Source organism: Mycobacterium asiaticum DSM 44297 (assembly GCF_000613245.1).
GTDB classification, from domain to species: Bacteria; Actinomycetota; Actinomycetes; order Mycobacteriales; family Mycobacteriaceae; genus Mycobacterium; species Mycobacterium asiaticum.
Genome location: NZ_HG964937.1, coordinates 1,477,973 through 1,497,867, shown reverse-complemented (window position 1 = coordinate 1,497,867; position 19,895 = coordinate 1,477,973). Strand labels below are relative to the sequence as shown.

The window sequence follows — 19,895 nt, the reverse complement described above, 5'->3', positions numbered from 1 at the left end:
CGTCAGCACTCGGCGCTGATCTTGAAGTCTGTCGTCACGACCTTGTTGGGGTTGTTGCTGGCGATGCCCTGCGCGCTGCCGGTAATGGTGTAGGCGTTCTTGGACAAGTCGACGCGGGCGTCCCCGACCCCGCCCTCGTAATAGCTGCCGGTGAATCCGCCGATGTTGCGGATCTTGACGAACTGCGGCAGCACGCGGTCTCCGCTCATCAGCACCACCGCCTGCACCTGGCCGTCCCGGTCACGGATGTCGATGGTGCGGTACGACTCGATTTGGCTGCACGACGGCGGGCGGGTGGTGAGCGCGTTCCCGTCGATGGTCACCTTTGCGGCATGGCGCGGCACGGTCTGGGTGCCGCCGCATCCCGAGACGGCGCCGGCGACGGCCACCGCGATTGCTGTCACTGCGACCAACCGGTTTTGCACCAGCCACCTCCCTCTCGGCCCCGCTGCGGTCTGCAGGAAAACATTATGGCTGTTTCGGGTTCATCCTGGGCAATGCCTTGATGATGCTTCTACGAACTAACTCAGGACTGACCCCTTTGAAGCGGTCGATCCAGCGGATGCTGCCGGGGACATACCAGTGCAGCCGGGTCGGATGATGGTAGGCGCGCCACGCCACCTCGGCCACGCTGGAAGCCGGCATCAGGCGGAACATGCCGCGCTTGGGCGCCGCCGCCCGCAACTCCTCGGGGGACATCGTGGCCGGCGCATCCGCTGAGCCCTCTGTCGAATGTTGCGGCGTGGAGGTAAGGATGGCGGTGTCGATCAGACCGGGCAGCACGTCGGCGACCCGCACACCGTGCCGCTCCCACTCCACGCTCAACGCCTCGGTCAGCCCTTTGACCGCGTGCTTGGTCGCCGAATAGATGGCGATGCGGGGCATCCCGTAGGTGCCCGACGACGACGACGTGGAGAACATCAGGCTGCCCGGTGACTTCTTGAGGTAGGGCAGCGAACCGTAGGCGCCGGCCACGACCGCTTTGAAGTTGACGTCGATTACCCGCATGGCTGCCTCGTAGGGCACGTCCTCGAACCAGCCCCCCTCACCGATGCCGGCGTTGTTCCACATCATGTCCAGGCCGCCGCCGGCGTTGCCGGCGCAGAAGTCCGCCAGCGCCGCATCAAGGGCCGCCTTGTCCGTCACGTCGACGACCCGGGTCCACAGTCCCGCCCCCAATTCCACGCACAGCGCGGCCAGTCCGTCGTCGTTGCGGTCCACGGCACCGACTCGCCAGCCATTGCTGTGGAACAGCTTCACGCCCTCGCGGCCCATACCGCTTCCGGCGCCGGTGATGAATATGGTCTTCATCGATCTGTTTTCAGCCGCCCCTCAACCCGCTTCGACCACGTCTTTGATGCGATTCAGTGTCTTGGTCATGTCTCTGATGTTGCGCCGCCTCCGCAGGAACCCGCCGAACACCAGATAGACGTTATTCAACGGGGAGGGAGCGAGCCGAAAGGACTCGGTCACGTCGGTGGACTGCCCATCCGGTCCCGCCGGCGTCAACCGGTAGTGCCAGTTGTTCACCACCCGGTCGCCGAGCAGCACAGCAAACCCGAACTCACGGCCTGGCTCGCACGCCGTCACCTCGCAGGTGGTCCAGTACACCGGGCCGATCTCGTTGCGCCGGACGTGCCCACGGAAGCGGGCGCCCAACTCCGGCCCGGTCGCGCCGTTCAGCCACTCGGCCTCAAATGTCTCCGGCGAGAAGCGGCCAGTATTTCGAATATCGGCGATCAATTCCCAGATTTTCTCCGCCGGTGCCGCCATATGAACAGTCGCTGAACCCTCCATAGGAGAATCCAAACACGCCTGCTGTAACGAAACCACCCCGGCTGCCGATATTTACTGTTTGGGCATGAAGATCCCGATGATCTGGGTGAGGGTCTGCTGCAGTTGCTGACCGGGGTGCGGCACCTGCGCAGTGCCGGGCGCCATGCCGCCCACCTTGGAGCACTTCGGCCAGGCGCCGGGTCCCTGGCCGGCCAGGACACGGTTGGCCACCGCGATTTGTTGCTGCTTAGAGGCCTTTGCCGGGCTTCCGACGCCGCCGTATTCCTCCCACGTAGCCTGCTTGAACTGCAGCCCGCCGTAGGCGCCGTTGCCGGTGTTTGCGGCCCAGTTGCCGCCAGACTCGCACTGCGCAACGGCTTCCCAATTCATGGAGTCCGCTTCGGCGACGCCGGTGGAAAATGACATACCCACCGCCACGAAACCGGCGGTCATGACCGACTTGATGAGGGGCTTTGTGATGTGTGTCATGACCGGCATTTCGCCGGCTGTAGTCAAAGCGTTACCGACTAGAAGAAATTATGAGACCGGTTATCTATCACTTTGAGATTGGCGCAAACCCTGCTCAGCGGGGCTTTTCAACCGGCCGATTGAGGCAGACAGTAGGACCGGGTGGCCGTGTCGAGCGCGCGTTGATAGAGGTCGTCGAACCTGCGGGCACGGATGACCTCGGCTCGAGCCTCGTCCACACCACGCTCGCAGGACGGGGAGCGCAGCAAACCCCAATTAAGCGATATCTGAGACAAAATCTTAGTGTTGAGGGCGTCGATCTGCGCCCGCGACGCCGAAAGGTCCTGCGATGGCGGGGGTGCGGCGGCGCCGTCGAGTTTCCACTGCGCGAATTTGCTGTACTCGATGGCTTCGGTGGCACGGACCTGGTCGCCGAAGATTGTGACTATGTAGTCGGGGTAGTCGGGGTAGTTCGGATCGATTTGATGCGCTTCGGCTTCGGCTCGCAGTGTGGCGAGTTCCTGCTCGACGCGGGCCGGATCCTCGATGGCGGTGTGCGTATTCCACTTGTGGGCCGCTACCGGCTCGGCAATCTGCAGTCGCTCGGCGGCGGCGTCGATCAGAACGGTCAGCGAGTTGTCGGCTCGCGCCGGCGGCGCGAGGAGCAGCGCGGTGATCAGCCCAGCAACGAAGCAGGCCTTAACCACTGTGTGCGGGGACCGTCGCGATTGCGTTGATCACGGCAGCCGGATTATCGAGCGACACGAAGGTTCTCGCCCCAGGCACCTCGATCATCGTCGAATTGACGAAAAGGGTGGCCATTTGCCGGCCCAGCGCCGGCTTGAAGCACCGGTCACGCAGGCCCCATACCAGCGTGACGGGCTTGGTGAAGCGCGAGAACCGGGTGGATACGTCGACTAGATCCGTGGCCGCGACGTGGCGCAGCAACTCGGCGAGGTTGCCCGCGATGCGCGGGTCGTCGCGAGCGGGCGCAAGCCACGATTTGGTCAATTCGGCATCGGGATTGCTGAGCAACAGGCCGAACCCGAGCGGAGAGTGGCGCAGCTTGGACCAACTCATCGTGGCGAACAGCGTCTTGATGGATTTCGGTCCGCGCAGGACCGCAAAAACGACATTGAACGGGAATGGCGGAAACTTGTCGAAGGCGTCGCAGTTGGTAAGTACCAGTCGGCCGATCCGGTCGGGATATTCGTCGATGACGAACTGGCACAAGGCCCCGCCCGTGTCATTACCTACCAGCGTCACCTCGGAAAGGTCGAGGGACACCGCAAATTCGTTGATCATTGCGGCGATCCCGCGGGGGGAGAGGTCTGCTCCATCATTGGCCGCAATCGTGTGTGCCCCCAGCGGCCACGTCGGCAGGAAACACCGGTAGCCCAGCCCGGCCAGGCCGTCCGCGACGCGGTCCCAGAGTCGTTCGTCGGCCAGAATGCCGTGCACGAACAGCACCGGTGGATGTGGCGATTTCTCCGGGCCCACCACTCGGTAGGCGATGGTTGCTTGTGTGAGTGTGGCCTGCGGCATCGCGACTATCCTTCGAAAGTAACTTACAAACTCTCAGTACGTAAGTTACGTACAGCGTGCATGAAAGTCAATGTCAATGGAGGACAGGGCCATCCGCCGTTACGCTCCGCGCGACCCGGACTGGCTGCGTTCGAACGCGGCCCGGGCATTGTTGGCTGCCGCCCTGGCGATAGCCCTGGTCGCAGGTGGTGTTTTCGTATCGGTGGATCGGCTCCATGACACGCCGGACGATACCCTCTTGCGCGCCGACGCCGTCTCGGACGAGCAGAGTCGGGCCCAGGCGGTCGGTTATGCCAGACGGGCCGTCGATGCCGCGGGCCTGCGCCCCACCACGGCCGGCTACCTGTTGATGTCCTGCGGGGGCCACCAGGAGCCGCCTTATCAAGGGGCGATTCATCTGACCTTCGCGCTGCCCGCCGAGCAGCGCGCCGACACCTACTTCCAGACGGTCGCCACAGCTCTGCGTTTCGACGGCTGGATCGAGGGATTAGCGCCGGGCGGCCATGCGTACGGCTCCACCATGTCCAAAGACGGTGTCACGGCGGTTCTGTACCGGCACGATGACAATCCGAGTCTGGGCGTACTGCGCCTCTACGGCGAGTGCCGGAACATGGCCGACCATCGCAACGACGTGGCGGGGTGGGTCGATGTCACTAGTCAGGTCGACTCGGCGCGGTGAGGCTCCGCGAAAGCACTACTGCGCTTGACGGTCGGTTGCCGTCAAGCGCAGTAGTAGTGGTGCTGGTGCGGGCCGGCCTCAGCGAGCGCCCAGTGCGCCCTGCAGGTCACCCTTCATGGCGACCAGCTGTGCGCCCCAGTACTCCCAGCTGTGCGTGCCGTCGTTCTGGAAGTTGAACACCGCGTTGTGGCCACCGGCCGCGTTGTAGGCGTCCTGGAACTTGATGTTGCTGCTGCGGACGAAGTTCTCCAGGAACTCGGCCGGCATGTTGGCCCCGCCGAGTTCGGTCGGCTTGCCGTTACCGCAGTAGACCCACAGGCGGGTGTTGTTGGCGACCAGCGTCGGGATCTGCTGCGTCGGGTCGTTGCGCTGCCAAGCCGGGTCGCTCGACGGGCCCCACATGTCGGAGGCCTTGTAGCCACCCGCGTCACCCATGGCCAGGCCGATCAGCGACGGGCCCATGCCCTGGGAGGGGTCCAGCAGCGCCGACAGCGAACCGGCGTAGATGAACTGGGCGGGGTGGTATGCGGCCAGGATCATCGCCGACGAACCGGCCATCGAGATGCCCACGGCCGCGCTGCCGGTCGGCTTGACGCTCTTGTTGGCCTGCAGGTAGGAGGGCAGCTCGCTGGTCAGGAAGGTCTCCCACTTGTAAGTGGAGCAACCGGCCTTACCACAGGCGGGGTTGTACCAGTCGCTGTAGAAGCTGGACTGACCGCCCACCGGCATCACGACCGACAGGCCGGACTGGTAGTACCACTCGAAAGCCGGAGTGTTGATGTCCCAGCCGTTGTAGTCGTCCTGAGCACGCAGGCCGTCGAGCAGGTACACCGCAGGAGAGTTGTCGCCACCGCTCTGGAACTGCACCTTGATGCTGCGCCCCATCGCCGCGGACGGCACCTGCAGGTACTCGACTGGCAGACCCGGCCGGGAGAATGCTCCCGCAGTCGGCGCGCCCCCGGCGAGTCCGATCAGACCTGGCAGGGCCGCAGCCGCAGCTGCACCGACCAGGAGTCGGCGACCCCAGGCCCGTATCTTCCCGCTCACCACTGTCATAACCTGTGCCCCTTTTTCCTTATGTCTCTTGCTCCGGCCAGAACTTACCGTGTGAATAGGCCAAATGTCGATTCGGGCGCAAACACATTTCAGTTCGATATCGGTTAACTTCGCGGGGCCAGCAACTGCGTTACTGCGTCCCGGCCGGTTGACCGCATCCGTTATAGCCCGGGCCTGACACGCACAAACGCGACACACGCCGCGGCGTTATCCACGCGTTATGCAGTTGGAATGAGGCGGAGTCAGTGCTGGGAGCAAAAACCCATTCAGTTTCGCTAACCAATTCGACCGGGGTACTCCGGTGGCCGTAGGCTCGGCGAGCAACGCAGCCCGAAATTTCCGCCCGCGTCAGATTTATCTTTGGCCACATCGCGGTTACTTGAGAGTCACCTGGCGGTTTCCAGACCGGCGCAGCCGAACGTCCGGCGACCGCGTAGGCTCGCTCGAAGCAAGCCGACTTACGACACGCTATCCCCGAGCCGTTTCGGCACTCACGCGTCCCGTACCTGCCCCTTGGTGCGACCGGCATCGCTGAGAGTGCGCGGGCTTGGGAGACGATTGAGGTGCGGGATTTGGATACGGTACTTGGGCTGTCGGTGACACCGACCGCCGTCGGGTGGATCCTCGCTGAGGGACACAGTGCCGAGGGCGCGATCCTCGACCACCACGAGTTGCAGCTGCAGGACAACGTCGAGGGCGGCCGTCACGTCGGACAGGGTGTGCGTGCCGTCCACACCGCCGAGCAGGTGGCAGCCGAAGTGCTGCGGGCGCGGGATGTGGCGCTCGCCGGGGACCGCCGGCTGCGTGTGGTCGGCGTGACGTGGAGCGACGAGGCGTCCGCCCAGGCCGCACTGCTGCTAGAGGCGCTGACCGACGCCGGCTTCGACAATGTAGTACCCGTACGTCTGCTCGACGCGGTCGAGACGCTCGCAGAGGCCGTCGCACCGGTGATCGGCTATCAGCAGACAGCGGTGTGCATCCTCGAGCGCGAATGGGCGACGGTGGTCATGGTCGATACCCACGACGGCGAGACGCAGACGGCGGTCAAGCACGTTCGCGGCGGGTACGACGGGCTGACCTCCTGGCTCACCGGGATGTTCGACCGCAGCTCCTGGCGACCGGGCGGGGTGGTCGTGGTCGGCTCCGAAGCAGATGTCAATGACTTCTCTTGGCAACTGGAAAAGGTCCTGCCCGTTCCGGTGTTCGCCCAGACGATGGCGCAGGTGACCGTGGCGCGCGGAGCGGCGCTGGCGGCGGCCAGCCGCACCGAGTTCACCGATGCCGAACTGATCGCCGATCACGTTGCGCCGGTCGCGGCCGCACCCACGCGGTCCCGCCAGTACGCCGGAGCGGCGACGACGCTGGCGGCGGCGGCGGTGACCTTCGTGGCGTCGGTATCGCTGGCGGTAGGCATGCAACTGGCCCCGGGCAAGGATTCGCACCCTTCCCACCCCGTCGTGCACAAGTCGACGCCGCCGGTCGCCGAGGCGGAGGCGCCGCGACCGGTTCCGCCGGCCGCGGTTCCGGCAGCGCCGGCCCCGGTACCGCCGCAACAGGAACCCGTCCGGCTGACCGCCGGTGAACAGGTCGATGAATCCGGGGCCGTCGGGCAGCCCGGCGGCGCGGTGCCCGAGCCGGCGGCCGGCGACGGTCCGCTGCGCTTGAGCAGAGTGCTCGAGCACATTCCCGGCAGTTACGCCGAGCCGGGGCGCCCGCCCGAGTAACCGTCAGGTGTTCTTGCTCCGCCTGGCCGAAAAGGCCACGGTCACCTCGTCGGCGACCTGTAGCGACCCAAGCAGCATCGAGTAGGGTTTGACGCCGTAGTCGGTCTGTCGAACCGTCGATTCGGTTGCCAGCAGCCAAGTGTCGCCCTCCTCGTCGACGCGTAGGTCGACGACGTGGGCGCGGGTCTTGTTTCTGATCTCAAGCGTGCCGTCCAGTCGGTATCCGTCCGCGGTCTTCTCAATGCCGTCGGCAATGAAGCGAATCTCAGGAAATCGGTTGGCGGACAGTGACTTCAGTGCGTTCGACCGTGCCAGCGCCTGCTCCGGGCCGGACAGGCCCTTGACGCCACCGTCGCCGCGCAACACCTGCAGCGAATCCACCTCGACGACCAGCTCCGCCGAATCGGGTTGTTCAGCATCCCATTCGACGGTCGCTTGCCATCGCGTCATGGCCAGGGTGAGCCGATGGCCCATTCGCGCGGCGGGACCGGCCACCCCGGTGCGGACGCTCAATTCACCGTCGTCGACGCCCAGGGTCCACGACTTGGTCACACCGTCAGAACGGTGCGGTAATGGGCGCGCCCCTGCTCCAACGCGGCATAGCCTTCGGCGGCCCGCTCCAGGGGCAATTCCTCGATCCATGCCCGCACACCCGACAGCAGCGCGAAATGCATTGTCTCTTCGACGTCTTTGGCGGTCCCCGAGGGATGGCCGATCACGCTCAGCCCGGGAGTGATCAGCTGCACCGGACTGATCGGCAGCGGCTCCGGCGTGACCCCGATGGTGACCAATTCACCCTGGGGGAGCAACCCACCCACGGTGTCGGCCATGGCCTTTGAGTTCCCAGCCGTGGCAAGCACGACGGTCGCACCGCCCAGGGTACGTAGCGCTTCGGAGACATCAACACTTGTGGAGTCGATGTAATGATGAGCGCCCAATTTCTTGGCATCCTCGGCCTTGCCGGTGCCGCGCGCGATCGCGATTGTCTCGAAACCCATTGCGCGGGCCCATTGCACCCCAAGGTGTCCCAGACCACCGACACCAAGGATCGCAACCCGGTCACCCGGCAGTGCCTTGGTGTGGCGCAACGCGTTGTACGTGGTGACACCGGCACATCCCATCGGGGCGGCTTCCGCGTCGGAGAGCCCCGCGGGGATTCGGGCCAGCGCCGTGGCGGGCACCGTGACCGACTCCGCATACCCGCCCGGATACTGCCAACTCGGCACCTTGCCGTTGGCACAGTGGATGAAAATGCCCTTGCGGCACGGGTCGCAGTGGTTACAGTTGCCCCCGAACCATCCGACGGCAACGCGGTCTCCAACGGAGAACTCTTCGACGTTGTCGCCGAGTTCGGCTATGGTTCCGGCGATTTCGTGCCCAGGAGTCAGCGGCCAGGTCATGCCCGGGAAACCGCCGTTGACGAAGTGCGCGTCGGTGCCGCATATGCCGCACGCGGTGACCTTGATGCGTACCTCGCCCGGACCTGGTGTCAGGGTTTCGACTTCGGTTAGTTCCAAGGGTGCGCCCACCGACGCCACCTGCACAGCCTTATGGGTAGCCATGTGTTTCCTTTTGAATTGTGAGCGTCAGTGAGACACAGGGCATTTATCGCCCTGAGCAGTACCGTTGGTGTGGTAATCGACCTGCCAGTGCTTGATGCCGTTGAGCCAACCGGACCGCAGCCGCTCGGGCTTGCCCACCGACTCCAGATCGGGCATCGCGTCGGCGATCGCGTTGAACATCAGGTCGATGGTCATCCGGGCCAGGTTGGCACCGATACAGTAGTGCGCGCCGGTCCCGCCAAATCCGACGTGTGGATTGGGGTCGCGCTTGATGTTGAAGGTGAACGGGTCGTCGAACACGTCCTCATCGAAATTGGCTGAGCGATAGACCATTACCACTCGCTGGCCCTTCTTGATCTGCACGCCGGACAGCTCGTAATCCTCCAGCGCGGTGCGCTGGAACGAGGTGACGGGGGTGGCCCACCGGACGATCTCGTCGGCGGTGGTGACCGGCCGCTCCCGCTTGTACAACTCCCACTGGTCGGGGAAATCGGTGAAGGCCATCATGCCCTGGGTGATCGAGTTGCGGGTCGTCTCGTTGCCGGCGACCGCCAGCAGGATCACGAAGAACCCGAACTCGTCGTCGGACAGCTTATGACCGTCGACGTCGGCTTCGATCAGCTTGGTGACGATGTCCTCACCCGGGTTCTGTGCCCGGTCGGCCGCCATCTGCATGGCGTACATGATCAATTCGACCGAGGCCGCGATGGCGTCGTTGGAAGCGAACTCGGGGTCCTGGTCGCCGACCATCTGATTCGACCAGTGGAACAACTTCATCCGGTCCTCTTGCGGCACACCCAGCAGCCCGGCGATCGCCTGCAACGGCAGCTCGCAGGAAACCTGCTCGACGAAGTCGCCGGAGCCCTGCGCGGCCGCGTTTGCGACTATCCGCTTCGCGCGCTCATTGAGGTCGTCGCGCAACCGCTCGACGGCGCGGGGAGTGAAACCCCGGGAGATGATCTTGCGCAGCCGGGTGTGGTGCGGGGCGTCCTGGTTCAGCAGGACGAATTTGCCGCGCTCGATCTGCTCGCCGACGGTGCCGTCCTTGTACCGTGGCAAAGCCGTCTTGGCCAGACTGGAGAAGACATCGCTGCGCCGGGAGATCTCCTTGACGTCCTTGTGTTTGGTCACCACCCAGAAGCCGCCGTCGTCGAACCCGCCGACCCCGACCGGTTGCTCGTTCCACCAGATCGGCGCTGTACGGCGCAGTTCGGCCAGCTCTTCAACGGGCAACCGCTCGGCATGCACGTCCGGATCGGTGAAATCGAACCCCGGCGGCAGGTTCGGCTTGGCTTGCGGTTCGGCTGGCATCGTTGACAAGGCCCACTCCTCGTACACCGTGGTCTAGTTGTTGTCCCGTGCCAATAATCCATTGCTACAGCACGGTTGGGAAGCTCTGAGTGAAAAGAGGCCGACGGTCAACTAGAACACGTTCCACGCTCACGGGGACGGGAACCGATCCGGGTCCGCCGATCTGCCCTTGTGACGCCTGCAGCAATCGTTATGCTTCTCATCAACCGTCGTCGGTGCCACGAAGGAGTACCACATGATTCGCGAATTGCTCACCACCGCTGCGATCGCGGGCACGGTGGTAGTTCTGGCGCCCGTGGCGAGTGCCGACAACGGCCGCTGGGAAGGCGATGTGCCCGGGATGAACTATGACGCCTCGCTGGGCGCCCCATGCGACAACTACGAGCGCTTCATCTTCGGGCGCGGCCCCAGCGGCCAGGCCGAGGCTTGCCACTTCCCGCCGCCGAACCAGTTCCCGCCCGCCGAGACCGGGTACTGGGTGATCTCCTACCCGTTGCGTGGCGTGCAGCAGATCGGCGCGCCGTGCCCCGGCCCGAGAGTCGCAGCGCAGTCGCCGGCTGGGCTGCCGATGCTGTGCCTGGGAGCGCAAGGGTGGCAGGAAGGTTGGTTCACTGGAGCAGGGTTCTTCCCACCCGAGCCGTGACCGATTACCCGGTTCCGCGCTGGCTTCGATTCGTCCTTGCGTCCGATCGGGCCGGCTCGGCGTGGTACATCGGCGCCGGCTTCTTCTTCGCGCCGGCGCTGGCCGTGCTCTCGCCCTGGCCGGCGGTCACCACCGCGCTGTGGTGGCTGATCGGGCTTGCCGGCCTCTGGCTCGGCCTGCTGGGAATCGCCATGGCCGTGGGGCTAGCGCGAGTCCTGTTGTCCGGCAAAGAAATTTCCGAAGAGTACTGGCGCACCCTGGTCGACTACTGACGACGACCGACCCGGTCTAGAGTCATTACAACCGTCCGTCAACGAATAGGAGATACCCGTGGGCTTCGATCCCAAAGATGCCGTGGACGCCGTTCGCGACATCGCGACCAATGCCGTGGAGAAGGCCTCCGACATCGTCGAGCACGCCAGCGACATCATCCGTGGTGACATCGCCGGCGGCGCCAGCGGCATCGTTGCGAATTCCATCGACATCGGTACCCACGCGGTGGACCGGGTCAAGGAAGTCTTCACCGGCAAAGACGACGATCTCGACTGATCGTCAGACCGCGGCGGCCTCGTTGAGCTCGTCGAGCCTGTTGGTCGCCTCCAGGTACTCCTGGACCCAGCGTTCGATCACGGTCGAGGTCTTCTCCACCTTCTGGAATTGACCGACCACCTGCCCGACCGGGTTGAACGCCACGTCGACGGACTCGTTGGGATACCTGTTGGTGGCGCGCACCGCCATGCCGGACACCATGTACTGCAACGGCATGCCGAGCGGCTTGGGATTGTCCGGCTGCTCCCAGGCTTCGGTCCAGTCGTTGCGCAGCATCCGGGCCGGCTTGCCGGTGAACGAGCGGCTGCGGACGGTGTCTCGGCTGCCGGCCTTGATGTAGGCGGCCTGCTGAACCGGGGTGTTCGAGGATTCCTCGACCATCAGCCACTGCGAACCGGTCCACGCGCCCTGACAGCCGAGCGCCAGTGCCGCGGCGATCTGCTGGCCGCTGCCGATGCCGCCGGCGCCGAGCACCGGTAGCGGGGCGACCTCCTTGACAACCTGCGGCCATAGCACGATCGAACCCACCTCGCCGCAGTGTCCGCCGGCCTCGCCGCCCTGGGCGATGATGATGTCGACGCCGGCATCGGCGTGCTTGCGCGCCTGTGACGGCGACCCGCACAGTGCCGCGACCTTGAGACCGGCATCGTGGATGTGCTTGATCATGTCCGCGGGCGGAGTGCCGAGCGCATTCGCGATCATCTTGACCTTCGGGTGCTTCAGCGCCACCTCGACCTGCGGGGTGGCCGTAGCTTCGGTCCAGCCGAGCAACTGCAAGGTGTCGCCGTCGCTGTCCTCGACCGGTACCCCGTGGTCAGCCAGGATCTTCTTGCCGAAGTCCAGGTGTTCCTGCGGCACCATCTTGCGCAGGGTATCGGCCAGTTCCTCGGCGGACAGGTGCGAATCCATCCCCTCGTACTTGTTCGGGATGACGATGTCCACGCCATAGGGGTGGTCACCGATGTTCTCGTCGATCCACTTCAGCTCGATCTCGAGCTGCTCGGGGGTGAAGCCCACGGCACCCAGCACGCCGAAGCCGCCGGCCTTACTGACGGCCACGACGACATCGCGGCAGTGGGTGAAAGCAAAGATTGGAAACTCGATACCGAGTTCGTCGCATAGGGCGGTGTGCATGCCAGCTCCTCGGGCGCTCGCCGAATTGAAACGTGTTCTAGTTTAGTACGGACGGCGACCGCGTTGCCAGTGAGGTCGGATGTGTCGCGACTAATGGCCCTCAGAGAGGCCGTCCGGAAGCAGGCCATGCACGGACCACAGCACCGTAAACACAAGCAAACACCCGAAGCAGATCAGGTGGTCGCGGCAGACGGCGCGAGCCAGGCGAGTCTGGCCGACGGGAGTGTCCACCCGCTTGCCGAGCCGGACCGCGCTCGGGACGGTGTGGGTCGCGGCCAGCGCCACCGGCAGGCCGGCCAGCACGGCCGAGACCAGCAGCAGCCAGCCTGACTCGCCACCGCGCAGCGCATGAAACGCCAACGCGCTCAGGAGAATCACCATGACCAGCGCAATGAGCCGGCTCATCGGGCGCGAGGTGGTGGTGGCCCGGTGATAGTAGGCCGCGATGGACGCCAGTACGGGTTCGGGCAGTTCGTCGCCGGCCGGCCCGGACCGGAACACCTGGACGTCGAAAATCAGGTCCATCCACAGCACGGCCAACAGGAAACCGCCGCAGGCCGCTAGTAGCGGTGCCATGGCCGCACTCCTCAGGTCTGCGCTGTCACTCAAGTTCGCCACCCCGGCGGGACCGCGGCTTTTAGAACAGGTTCTATCAATGCTCACGAGCTGGGACCGGCCCCCGCTCATGCCTTCTTCACGTCTTCTTTCGCTTCAATCTCGCATTGCAGTTGGGACACACGAACGACGTCTGGTCCACCGGCACACTGTGCACATGCTGGCAGGCGCGGCATCGGACCTTGGTCTTCTTCTCGACGGGCACCTCGGCGGGAGTCTCGTCGGACACATCGGCAGGCACGTCGGCGGGGTCCGGTTCCGCGGCGGTCTGCTCGGCCGGTTCCGGCGCCGTCACCCGGTCCTCCCGGGTCTCGTCGCGCCGGAACAGATAGATGCCCACCACCTCGCCGGTGGCGACCCAGTCGGCGTGCTCGAGGCGCCATCCGGCCTGCTCGATGAGACCGAGCGTTGCCCCGACGTCCGCGCCCTGCGGCAGCTGGATTTCGAAGAACTCCTCGCCGCGTTCGAAAGCCCGGATCGCACGCCGCTGCGGGGATTCGCGCGGCGTTTGTGTCGCCGGGCCGGCCGCGCCGCTGCGCGGGCCGGTTGCCTTCTGGCCGAACAGACCCATGGACCGGAACTTACGCCGAGGGGCCGCGCGGTCTTGATCGGGGTGCGACACGGCGGGTAGCGTAAGGCTGCCAATTACGAAACTTGCCGTAGCGTAATTGCCGCTACCTGAAAGGACTGCACTTGATGCGCAGCCGGTACGCCGGGCAACCCTTCACCACACCGACATCGGAGATCGCCGCCGCGCTGGAGGAGGTCAGCATCCCGACGTTGCTGCTGTCGTTGGTGCACATCACCGGTGACCCGCGGTTCATCCGCGACTACAAGCAGATGGGTGTGTTCCTGAACGAGGTGCAGGGGTTCATGTCCGAGGAGGACAAGGCCCGGGCCCGCGCCGAAGCGCTCACCGTGCTCACCGACTACCGCGACCGCGGGTGCCCCGAGCCGGCACCGCTGAGCGCCGAGCTGATCAGGGAGATGCTGGATTGGACGGCCTGCGAGCGCGTGCCCGACGACTACCTGCCGCTGGCGCTGGAGGAGATGGACCTCGAGGGTGTCGACCCGCGGCGCCCGGTGGCGCTGCCGCCCGAGAGCACGAGGGACCTCTCCGTCCTCGTCATCGGTTGCGGTGAATCCGGCATCCTGGCCGGTCTGCGTCTCAAGCAAGCCAACATCCCGTTCACCATCGTCGAGAAGAATGCGGGACCCGGCGGAACCTGGTGGGAGAACAGGTATCCCGGCGCCCGCGTGGATGTCGCGAACCACTTCTACTGCTACAGCTTCGAACCGAACAATGACTGGACGCACTTCTTCGCCGAACAACCCGAGCTACAGCGGTACTTCGCCGCGGTGCTGGCCAACCATGAGCTGACCGAGCACGTCCGGTGGAACACCGAGGTCCTCTCGGCGCAATGGCAGGAGGGCTACTGGGCGGTCGCACTGCGCGGACCCGATGGTCACACCAGCACGGTGCGGGCCACGGCGGTCATCACCGCGGTCGGCCAACTGAACCGGCCGTATCTGCCCGACTTCGACGGCGCCGACACCTTCGAAGGGCCGTCGTTCCACTCCGCTGCGTGGGACCACTCCGTCGACCTGGCCGGCAAGCGGGTCGCGCTGGTCGGCGCCGGTGCCAGCGGGTTTCAGATCGCACCCGCGATCGCCGCGGACGTCGAGCACCTGACGGTGTTCCAGCGCACCGCGCAGTGGATGTTCCCGAACCCGATGTATCACGACGAGGTCGGCGACGGCGTGCGCTGGGCGATGCGGCATCTGCCGTTCTACGGGCGGTGGTACCGATTCCTGTTGTTGTGGCCGGGCGCCGACAAGGGACTCGACGCCGCTCGAAGCGATCCCGACTACGCCGACCAGGACTATGCGGTCAGCGACATCAACGCTGCCGCCCGGATGATGTTCAGCCACTGGATCACCAGCCAGGTCGGCGCGGACGACGGGTTGCTGAACAAGGTCATGCCCGACTATCCGGCCACCGGCAAACGCACGCTGCAGGACAACGGAAGCTGGCTGCAGACACTGCAACGCGACAACGTCGAACTGGATCGCACTCCGATCCGGTGCATCACACCGCGTGGCATCGTCACCGAGGACGGCGTGCAACACGAGGCCGACGTGATTGTCTACGCCACCGGTTTTCGCCACACCGACGTGTTGTGGCCGTTGAAAATCCTCGGCCGCAACGGAATTGATCTGCACGAGGTGTGGGGCAGCCGACCGCACGCCCATCTGGGCATTACCGTTCCGGGGTTTCCCAACCTGTTCATCATCTACGGGCCGGGCACGCACCTGGCCCATGGCGGCAGCCTGATCTTCCAATCCGAACTGCAGATGCGTTACGTCAACCTGTGCCTGCAGCGGATGGCCGAGGAGCGGATCGCTGAGCTGGAGCCCACCCCGGAGGCCACCACCGCATGGCACCGGCGCACGCAGGCTGAGATCAAGAAGATGGTCTGGTCGCATCCCGCGGTCAAGCACTCCTATTTCAAGAACGCCGACGGCGAGATCCACACCGTCAGCCCATGGCGCCTCAACGAGTACTGGGCCGCGGTGCGTACGCCGGACTGGTCCGATTTTATTGCGCGACAGGAGAAGTGACCAATATGCGGACAGTTGTCGTGGACGGACCCAGCAGCATCCGGGTGGACAAGCGTCCCGATCCCGGCCTGACCGGTCCGGACGGTGTGATCGTCTCGGTCCGCGCCGCCGGCATCTGCGGATCCGATCTGCACTTCTACGAGGGTGACTACCCGATGGCCGAGCCGGTGGCGCTGGGTCATGAGGCGATCGGAACCGTGGTCGAGGCCGGGCCCGAGGTGCGCACCGTCAAGGTCGGCGACGAGGTGCTGGTGTCGTCGGTGGCCGGCTGCGGCGCGTGTCCCGGGTGTGCCACCAACGACCCGGTGATGTGCCATTCCGGCTTGTCCATTTTCGGTGGCGGGGTGCTGCCCGGCGCCCAGACCGACCTGCTCGCGGTGCACGCCGCCGACTTCCAGGTGCGCAGGATTCCGGAGGGCATCAGCACCGAGCAGGCGCTGCTGCTCACCGACAACCTGGCCACCGGCTGGGCGGCGGCCCAGCGCGCCGATATCCCGTACGGCGGCACGGTCGCGGTGATCGGCCTGGGGGCGGTGGGACTGTGCGTGCTGCGTAGCGCGTTCCTGCAAGGCGCCGCAACGGTTTTCGCCGTGGATCGCGTCGAGGGGCGGTTGCGGCGCGCGGCTGACTGGGGTGGGACGCCCGTTGACTCGCCCGCCACCGAGGCGGTGCTGGCCGCAACCGGCGGCCGGGGTGCGGACGCGGTGATCGACGCCGTCGGCACCGACGCCTCGATGACCGACGCGCTCTCGGCGGTGCGTCCCGGTGGCACCGTATCCGTCGTCGGCGTGCACGATCTGCAACCGTTCCCGTTTCCCGCCCTGATGACCCTGATCCGCAGCATCACGCTGCGCATGACCACGGCACCCGTGCAGCGCACCTGGCCGGAATTGATACCGCTGCTGCAGTCGGGACGATTGGACGTCGACGGCATCTTCACCACTACGCTGCCGCTCGACGACGCGGCCAAGGCCTATGCGACCGCCGCGGCCCGCTCCGGCGACGACGTGAAAATCCTGCTCACGCCGTAGCGATCGGCTGTGGCAGCATGGCCCCATGCGCTGCGCAGCAATACAGCTTGAGGCGGTGCCGGCCGATGTCGACGCGAACCTGGCCACCGTTGAGCGTCTCGTAGGGGAGGCGGTTGCGGCGGGCGCGGAAACGATCGCGTTGCCGGAGTTCTTCACCACCGGAATCGGTTTCTGGCCGGAACTCGCCGACGCCGCCCAGCCGGCCGACGGGAAGGCCGCCGAACTGCTGCTCGGGCTCGCGCGGCGCCACGGCGTGATGATCGGCGGCTCGTTGCTGATCCGGGATACCGACGGAGACGTCCGCAACGCGTATCTGCTCGTTACGCCGGAGGGGCTGGCCGGCCGCCACGACAAGGACCTGCCGACGATGTGGGAGAACGCCTTCTACATCGGCGGTCATGACGACGGGGTGATCCAGACGGGTGCAATCGCGGTGGGCGCGGCGGTGTGCTGGGAGCTGATGCGCAGCCAGACCGCCCGCCGGCTGCGTGGCCGCGTGGACTTGGCGATGACCGGGTCCGGGTGGTGGTCGATTCCGGACTGGTGGCCGCAAGGTGGCTTTCGCCGCTTGGAGGCGCGCAACGCGGCGACCGCGCACAAGGCCGCCGCCTCGTTCGCCGGCTACATCGGGGCGCCGGTCCTGCACGCTGCGCACGCGGGCTCGTTACAGTGCCGGATGCCTTGGCTGCCAATGAGTTATGCGGGCCGCTTCGAAGGCGGCACGCTGATCGTCGCGGCTGACGGCACCGTGCTGGCCTGCCGCGACGGAGGCGACGGCGAGGGCATCGTCGTCGCCGAGGTCGAGGTCGGGCGGCGCACTCCGCGGGCCGAGGTGCCCGCCGGCTTCTGGCTGCATCGACGCGGTGCGCTGCCCGCCGCGGTGTGGCACTACCAGCGGCTACACGGCCGCCGGTACTACCGTCGCCACATCAGCGCGTCGCGATGATATACTGCGAGTGCATGAAGCTGTCGATTTTGATGTCCACCTCGGGTGGCGTCAGCCCGTAGCCTGCCTGCAGGTCGAGCGTGTTGCGGACCGACTCGATCGCCCATTTGTCCGTGACCAGCCAGTCGGTGGGGTCGGTCGGGTTTTCATAGGTCAATGATGAGAAGTCGATATCGCCGGCCACGTTGACACCAGGGTGCGATTCCTCCAGCTGCGCCAGCTGATCGTGGTCGAGGCGGGAGCCCAGGGCGCCGATGGCAAGCCGGCTGCCCGGTGCGCTCAACTCGCCGATGCCGGCGAACAGCGCCTGGTGAGCTTTGCTGGTCAGGTAGGGCAGCAGACCCTCCAACGACCACGCGCTCGGGCTGTTCGGGTCGAAACCGGCCGCCACCAACGCCGCGGGCCAGTCGGTGCGCAGGTCGGCTGCCGCCTCCCGGCGCTCTGCTTTTGGCCGCGCACCGTGCTCACCGAGCACCTGGGACTTGAATTCCAGCACCTTGGGCAGATCGATCTCGAAAACCGTTGTCCCGGTTGGCCAGTCGAGCCGGTATGCCCGGGAGTCCAGCCCGGCCGCGACAATCACCGCCTGCCGGATGCCGGCCCCGCACGCGGTGGTGAAGAACTCGTCGAAGAACCGCGTTTGCACGCCGTAGAGCCGCGGAAAGGCGCTCTCGTGTTCCGAGGTCCCCGGGTCGGCCAGCAGACCGTTGAGGTACGGGTCCGCCGACGCCTCGATGAACAGCTTCGCGTAGTCGTCGCGCACCAACGGTTGCTCGCCGACGGCGTGTAGCGCACGCCAGGCGGCCACGATGAGTGCGGTGTATCCAACGCCGCTGACGATGTCCCACTGGTCGTCGTCGGAGCGAAGGGAACCGTATTCCGTCATAGTGCTGAAAGTACCCGTCAGAGCTCCAATAGGACCGTTACTGGGCCGTCATTGACCAGCTCGACCTGCATGTGCGCGCCGAAGAGCCCCGTTTCGACCTGCGCTCCGAGCTGGCGCAGCGCGTCGGCGAGGGCGGCCACCAGGGGCTCGGCGACCGCTGCCGGTGCCGCGGCGTTCCACGAGGGCCGCCGGCCCTTGGCCGTGTCGGCGTACAGGGTGAACTGGCTGACCACCAGAATCGGCGCCCCGACGTCGGAGGCAGACTTTTCGTCGTCGAGAATCCTTAGCTTCCAGAGCTTTTCGGCCAGCCGACGGGCGTGGTCCGGTTCGTCGCTGTGCGTCACGCCGACGAATGCCAGCAGGCCCTGACCGGTCGGGTGGATGGCGCCGACCACTTCACCGGCGACCGAGACCGACGCCGACGAGACCCGCTGCACCAGAAGCCGCATGGCTCTCGATGCTGCCATGCGACAGTAGACGGGTGTCGGTACTGGTCGCATTTTCGGTGACCCCACTGGGCGTGGGGGAGGGCGTCGGCGAGATGGTCGCCGAAGCGGTTCGGGTGGTGCGCGATTCGGGGTTGCCCAACAAAACCGATTCGATGTTCACCGTCATCGAAGGGGACAGCTGGAAGAGGTGATGGCCGTCGTGCAGCGGGCGGTCGCGGCGGTGGCCGCGCGCGCCCCCCGGGTCAGCACGGTGATCAAGGTGGACTGGCGGACCGGGGTCACCGACGCGATGACGCAGAAGGTGGCATCCGTCGAGCGCTATCTGTCGGCCGACTAAGTCTGCACCGCGGCGGTGAACGCGCGCTCGGCTTCGTCGCCGTGGACGGCGAAGACGACGCGTTGCAGCGAATCCGGCCGATGCCGCCGGACGGCGTCGACCATGAGCCGCGCCGCGTCCGCCAGCGGAAAGCCGCCGACGCCGGTGCCGAATGCCACCAGAGCCAGCGACCGGCAGCCTAGCTCTTCCGCCTTTCGCAACGTTGAAGTTGTTGCGCGCGTGATGATCTCGGCGGATGTCGGGCCGCCCAGCTCCATCGTCGCGGCGTGAATCACATAGCGGGCCGGCATGGCGCCCGCGGTCGTCTCGACCGCGTCGCCCAACCCGATCGGCGCCTTCTCATGCGACTCGCGCTGCACGCTCGGACCGCCGGCGCGCGAGATCGCGGCCGCCACGCCGCCTCCGTGGCGGAGCTGAGTGTTGGCCGCGTTGGCGATCGCGTCGACCTCGAGTTTGGTGACGTCGGCCTGCAAAACCGCTAGCTCGATCATGGGGACATTCATGAAGACAGTGTCTCGCTACGCGTAGCGTGAGGCCGAACACTTTGCGGCTGACGAGGAGA

24 protein-coding genes and 1 pseudogene are annotated in these 19,895 nt (G+C 65.9%); 9 read left to right on the top strand and 16 right to left on the bottom strand.

Going from position 1 to position 19,895, the window contains the following annotated elements:
* Positions 1-2: 2 nt before the first annotated feature.
* From BN972_RS17395 to BN972_RS17370, 6 genes are all read right to left on the bottom strand, one after another.
* Positions 3-425, bottom strand: a complete 423-nt coding sequence (locus BN972_RS17395; protein ID WP_036360175.1) for a lipoprotein LpqH — start codon at positions 423-425, stop codon at positions 3-5.
* A gap of 43 nt (positions 426-468) precedes the next feature.
* Positions 469-1,311 (bottom strand): SDR family oxidoreductase, encoded by an 843-nt coding sequence (locus BN972_RS17390; protein WP_036360173.1) that lies wholly within the window; start codon positions 1,309-1,311, stop codon positions 469-471.
* Between the two features lie 21 nt (positions 1,312-1,332).
* The gene (locus BN972_RS17385; RefSeq protein ID WP_036360171.1) at positions 1,333-1,797 is read right to left on the bottom strand and encodes an SRPBCC family protein; all 465 of its coding nucleotides are present in this window, start codon (positions 1,795-1,797) and stop codon (positions 1,333-1,335) included.
* Positions 1,798-1,848: 51 nt separating this feature from the next.
* Positions 1,849-2,265, bottom strand: coding sequence for a transglycosylase family protein (locus BN972_RS17380; RefSeq protein ID WP_036361169.1), 417 nt, complete (start codon positions 2,263-2,265; stop codon positions 1,849-1,851).
* A gap of 107 nt (positions 2,266-2,372) precedes the next feature.
* On the bottom strand, positions 2,373-2,951 hold the full coding sequence (locus BN972_RS17375; protein WP_051545551.1) for a chorismate mutase: 579 nt from the start codon (positions 2,949-2,951) through the stop codon (positions 2,373-2,375).
* Entirely contained in the window at positions 2,944-3,789 is an 846-nt protein-coding gene (locus tag BN972_RS17370; RefSeq protein ID WP_036360169.1) for an alpha/beta fold hydrolase, read from the bottom strand. The genes BN972_RS17375 and BN972_RS17370 overlap by 8 nt, the downstream gene beginning before the upstream one ends.
* Before the next feature lie 76 nt (positions 3,790-3,865).
* Here BN972_RS17370 and BN972_RS17365 point away from each other — a divergent pair, with 76 nt between their 5' ends.
* On the top strand, positions 3,866-4,468 hold the full coding sequence (locus BN972_RS17365; RefSeq protein WP_235192483.1) for a hypothetical protein: 603 nt from the start codon (positions 3,866-3,868) through the stop codon (positions 4,466-4,468).
* A gap of 78 nt (positions 4,469-4,546) precedes the next feature.
* Here the strand turns inward: BN972_RS17365 and ag85B are convergent, their stop codons facing one another.
* Positions 4,547-5,524, bottom strand: coding sequence for a diacylglycerol acyltransferase/mycolyltransferase Ag85B (gene ag85B / locus BN972_RS17360; RefSeq protein ID WP_036360167.1), 978 nt, complete (start codon positions 5,522-5,524; stop codon positions 4,547-4,549).
* 572 nt (positions 5,525-6,096) lie between these two features.
* Between ag85B and BN972_RS17355 the strand changes: the two genes are divergently transcribed.
* A complete protein-coding gene (locus tag BN972_RS17355) occupies positions 6,097-7,248 on the top strand; it encodes a DUF7159 family protein (protein ID WP_036361163.1) in 1,152 nt (383 codons plus the stop codon).
* A gap of 3 nt (positions 7,249-7,251) precedes the next feature.
* On the opposite strand, the gene BN972_RS17350 is transcribed toward BN972_RS17355, so the two are convergent.
* The 3 genes from BN972_RS17350 to BN972_RS17340 are packed head-to-tail and all read right to left on the bottom strand — an operon-like array spanning position 7,252 to position 10,121.
* The gene (locus BN972_RS17350) at positions 7,252-7,800 is read right to left on the bottom strand and encodes a YceI family protein (RefSeq protein ID WP_036360164.1); all 549 of its coding nucleotides are present in this window, start codon (positions 7,798-7,800) and stop codon (positions 7,252-7,254) included.
* The gene (locus tag BN972_RS17345) at positions 7,797-8,810 is read right to left on the bottom strand and encodes an alcohol dehydrogenase (RefSeq protein ID WP_036360162.1); all 1,014 of its coding nucleotides are present in this window, start codon (positions 8,808-8,810) and stop codon (positions 7,797-7,799) included. Before BN972_RS17345 ends, BN972_RS17350 begins: the two co-directional genes overlap by 4 nt.
* Before the next feature lie 24 nt (positions 8,811-8,834).
* A complete protein-coding gene (locus BN972_RS17340) occupies positions 8,835-10,121 on the bottom strand; it encodes a cytochrome P450 (RefSeq protein WP_036361161.1) in 1,287 nt (428 codons plus the stop codon).
* Between the two features lie 235 nt (positions 10,122-10,356).
* Here BN972_RS17340 and BN972_RS17335 point away from each other — a divergent pair, with 235 nt between their 5' ends.
* The 3 genes from BN972_RS17335 to BN972_RS17325 are packed head-to-tail and all read left to right on the top strand — an operon-like array spanning position 10,357 to position 11,313.
* Positions 10,357-10,764 carry a hypothetical protein gene (locus tag BN972_RS17335; RefSeq protein WP_036360159.1) on the top strand — a complete coding sequence of 136 codons (408 nt, stop codon included), beginning with the start codon at positions 10,357-10,359 and terminating at the stop codon, positions 10,762-10,764.
* A complete protein-coding gene (locus BN972_RS17330) occupies positions 10,761-11,036 on the top strand; it encodes a hypothetical protein (protein ID WP_036360157.1) in 276 nt (91 codons plus the stop codon). Before BN972_RS17335 ends, BN972_RS17330 begins: the two co-directional genes overlap by 4 nt.
* Positions 11,037-11,094: 58 nt before the next feature.
* Positions 11,095-11,313 (top strand): Rv1893 family protein, encoded by a 219-nt coding sequence (locus BN972_RS17325; protein ID WP_036360155.1) that lies wholly within the window; start codon positions 11,095-11,097, stop codon positions 11,311-11,313.
* Between the two features lie 3 nt (positions 11,314-11,316).
* On the opposite strand, the gene BN972_RS17320 is transcribed toward BN972_RS17325, so the two are convergent.
* From BN972_RS17320 to BN972_RS17310, 3 genes are all read right to left on the bottom strand, one after another.
* On the bottom strand, positions 11,317-12,447 hold the full coding sequence (locus BN972_RS17320; protein ID WP_036360153.1) for a nitronate monooxygenase: 1,131 nt from the start codon (positions 12,445-12,447) through the stop codon (positions 11,317-11,319).
* Between the two features lie 90 nt (positions 12,448-12,537).
* Complete coding sequence (locus BN972_RS17315) at positions 12,538-13,023, bottom strand: hypothetical protein (RefSeq protein ID WP_036361159.1); 486 nt, start codon at positions 13,021-13,023, stop codon at positions 12,538-12,540.
* A gap of 118 nt (positions 13,024-13,141) precedes the next feature.
* Positions 13,142-13,684 (bottom strand): hypothetical protein, encoded by a 543-nt coding sequence (locus BN972_RS17310; protein WP_142277139.1) that lies wholly within the window; start codon positions 13,682-13,684, stop codon positions 13,142-13,144.
* Positions 13,685-13,758: 74 nt separating this feature from the next.
* On the opposite strand from BN972_RS17310, the gene BN972_RS17305 reads away from it, so the two are divergent.
* Genes BN972_RS17305 through BN972_RS17295 form a run of 3 tightly spaced genes read left to right on the top strand, consistent with a single transcriptional unit; the run spans position 13,759 to position 17,661 of the window.
* Positions 13,759-15,684 carry a flavin-containing monooxygenase gene (locus BN972_RS17305; RefSeq protein ID WP_036360149.1) on the top strand — a complete coding sequence of 642 codons (1,926 nt, stop codon included), beginning with the start codon at positions 13,759-13,761 and terminating at the stop codon, positions 15,682-15,684.
* A gap of 5 nt (positions 15,685-15,689) precedes the next feature.
* On the top strand, positions 15,690-16,715 hold the full coding sequence (locus BN972_RS17300; protein ID WP_036361158.1) for an alcohol dehydrogenase catalytic domain-containing protein: 1,026 nt from the start codon (positions 15,690-15,692) through the stop codon (positions 16,713-16,715).
* Positions 16,716-16,740: 25 nt separating this feature from the next.
* On the top strand, positions 16,741-17,661 hold the full coding sequence (locus BN972_RS17295; protein WP_036360147.1) for a carbon-nitrogen hydrolase family protein: 921 nt from the start codon (positions 16,741-16,743) through the stop codon (positions 17,659-17,661).
* Here BN972_RS17295 and BN972_RS17290 read toward each other — a convergent pair.
* A complete protein-coding gene (locus tag BN972_RS17290; RefSeq protein WP_036360145.1) occupies positions 17,645-18,547 on the bottom strand; it encodes a class I SAM-dependent methyltransferase in 903 nt (300 codons plus the stop codon). The two genes, BN972_RS17295 and BN972_RS17290, sit on opposite strands and share 17 nt — an antisense overlap.
* Positions 18,548-18,564: 17 nt before the next feature.
* Complete coding sequence (dtd, locus tag BN972_RS17285) at positions 18,565-18,996, bottom strand: D-aminoacyl-tRNA deacylase (protein WP_036360142.1); 432 nt, start codon at positions 18,994-18,996, stop codon at positions 18,565-18,567.
* A 32-nt stretch (positions 18,997-19,028) separates the two neighbouring features.
* Here dtd and BN972_RS17280 point away from each other — a divergent pair.
* Positions 19,029-19,333: pseudogene (locus tag BN972_RS17280) on the top strand (MTH1187 family thiamine-binding protein).
* On the opposite strand, the gene BN972_RS17275 reads toward BN972_RS17280, so the two are convergent.
* Entirely contained in the window at positions 19,330-19,824 is a 495-nt protein-coding gene (locus BN972_RS17275) for a macro domain-containing protein (protein ID WP_036361156.1), read from the bottom strand. The pseudogene BN972_RS17280 and the gene BN972_RS17275 overlap by 4 nt on opposite strands.
* Positions 19,825-19,895 lie beyond the last annotated feature (71 nt).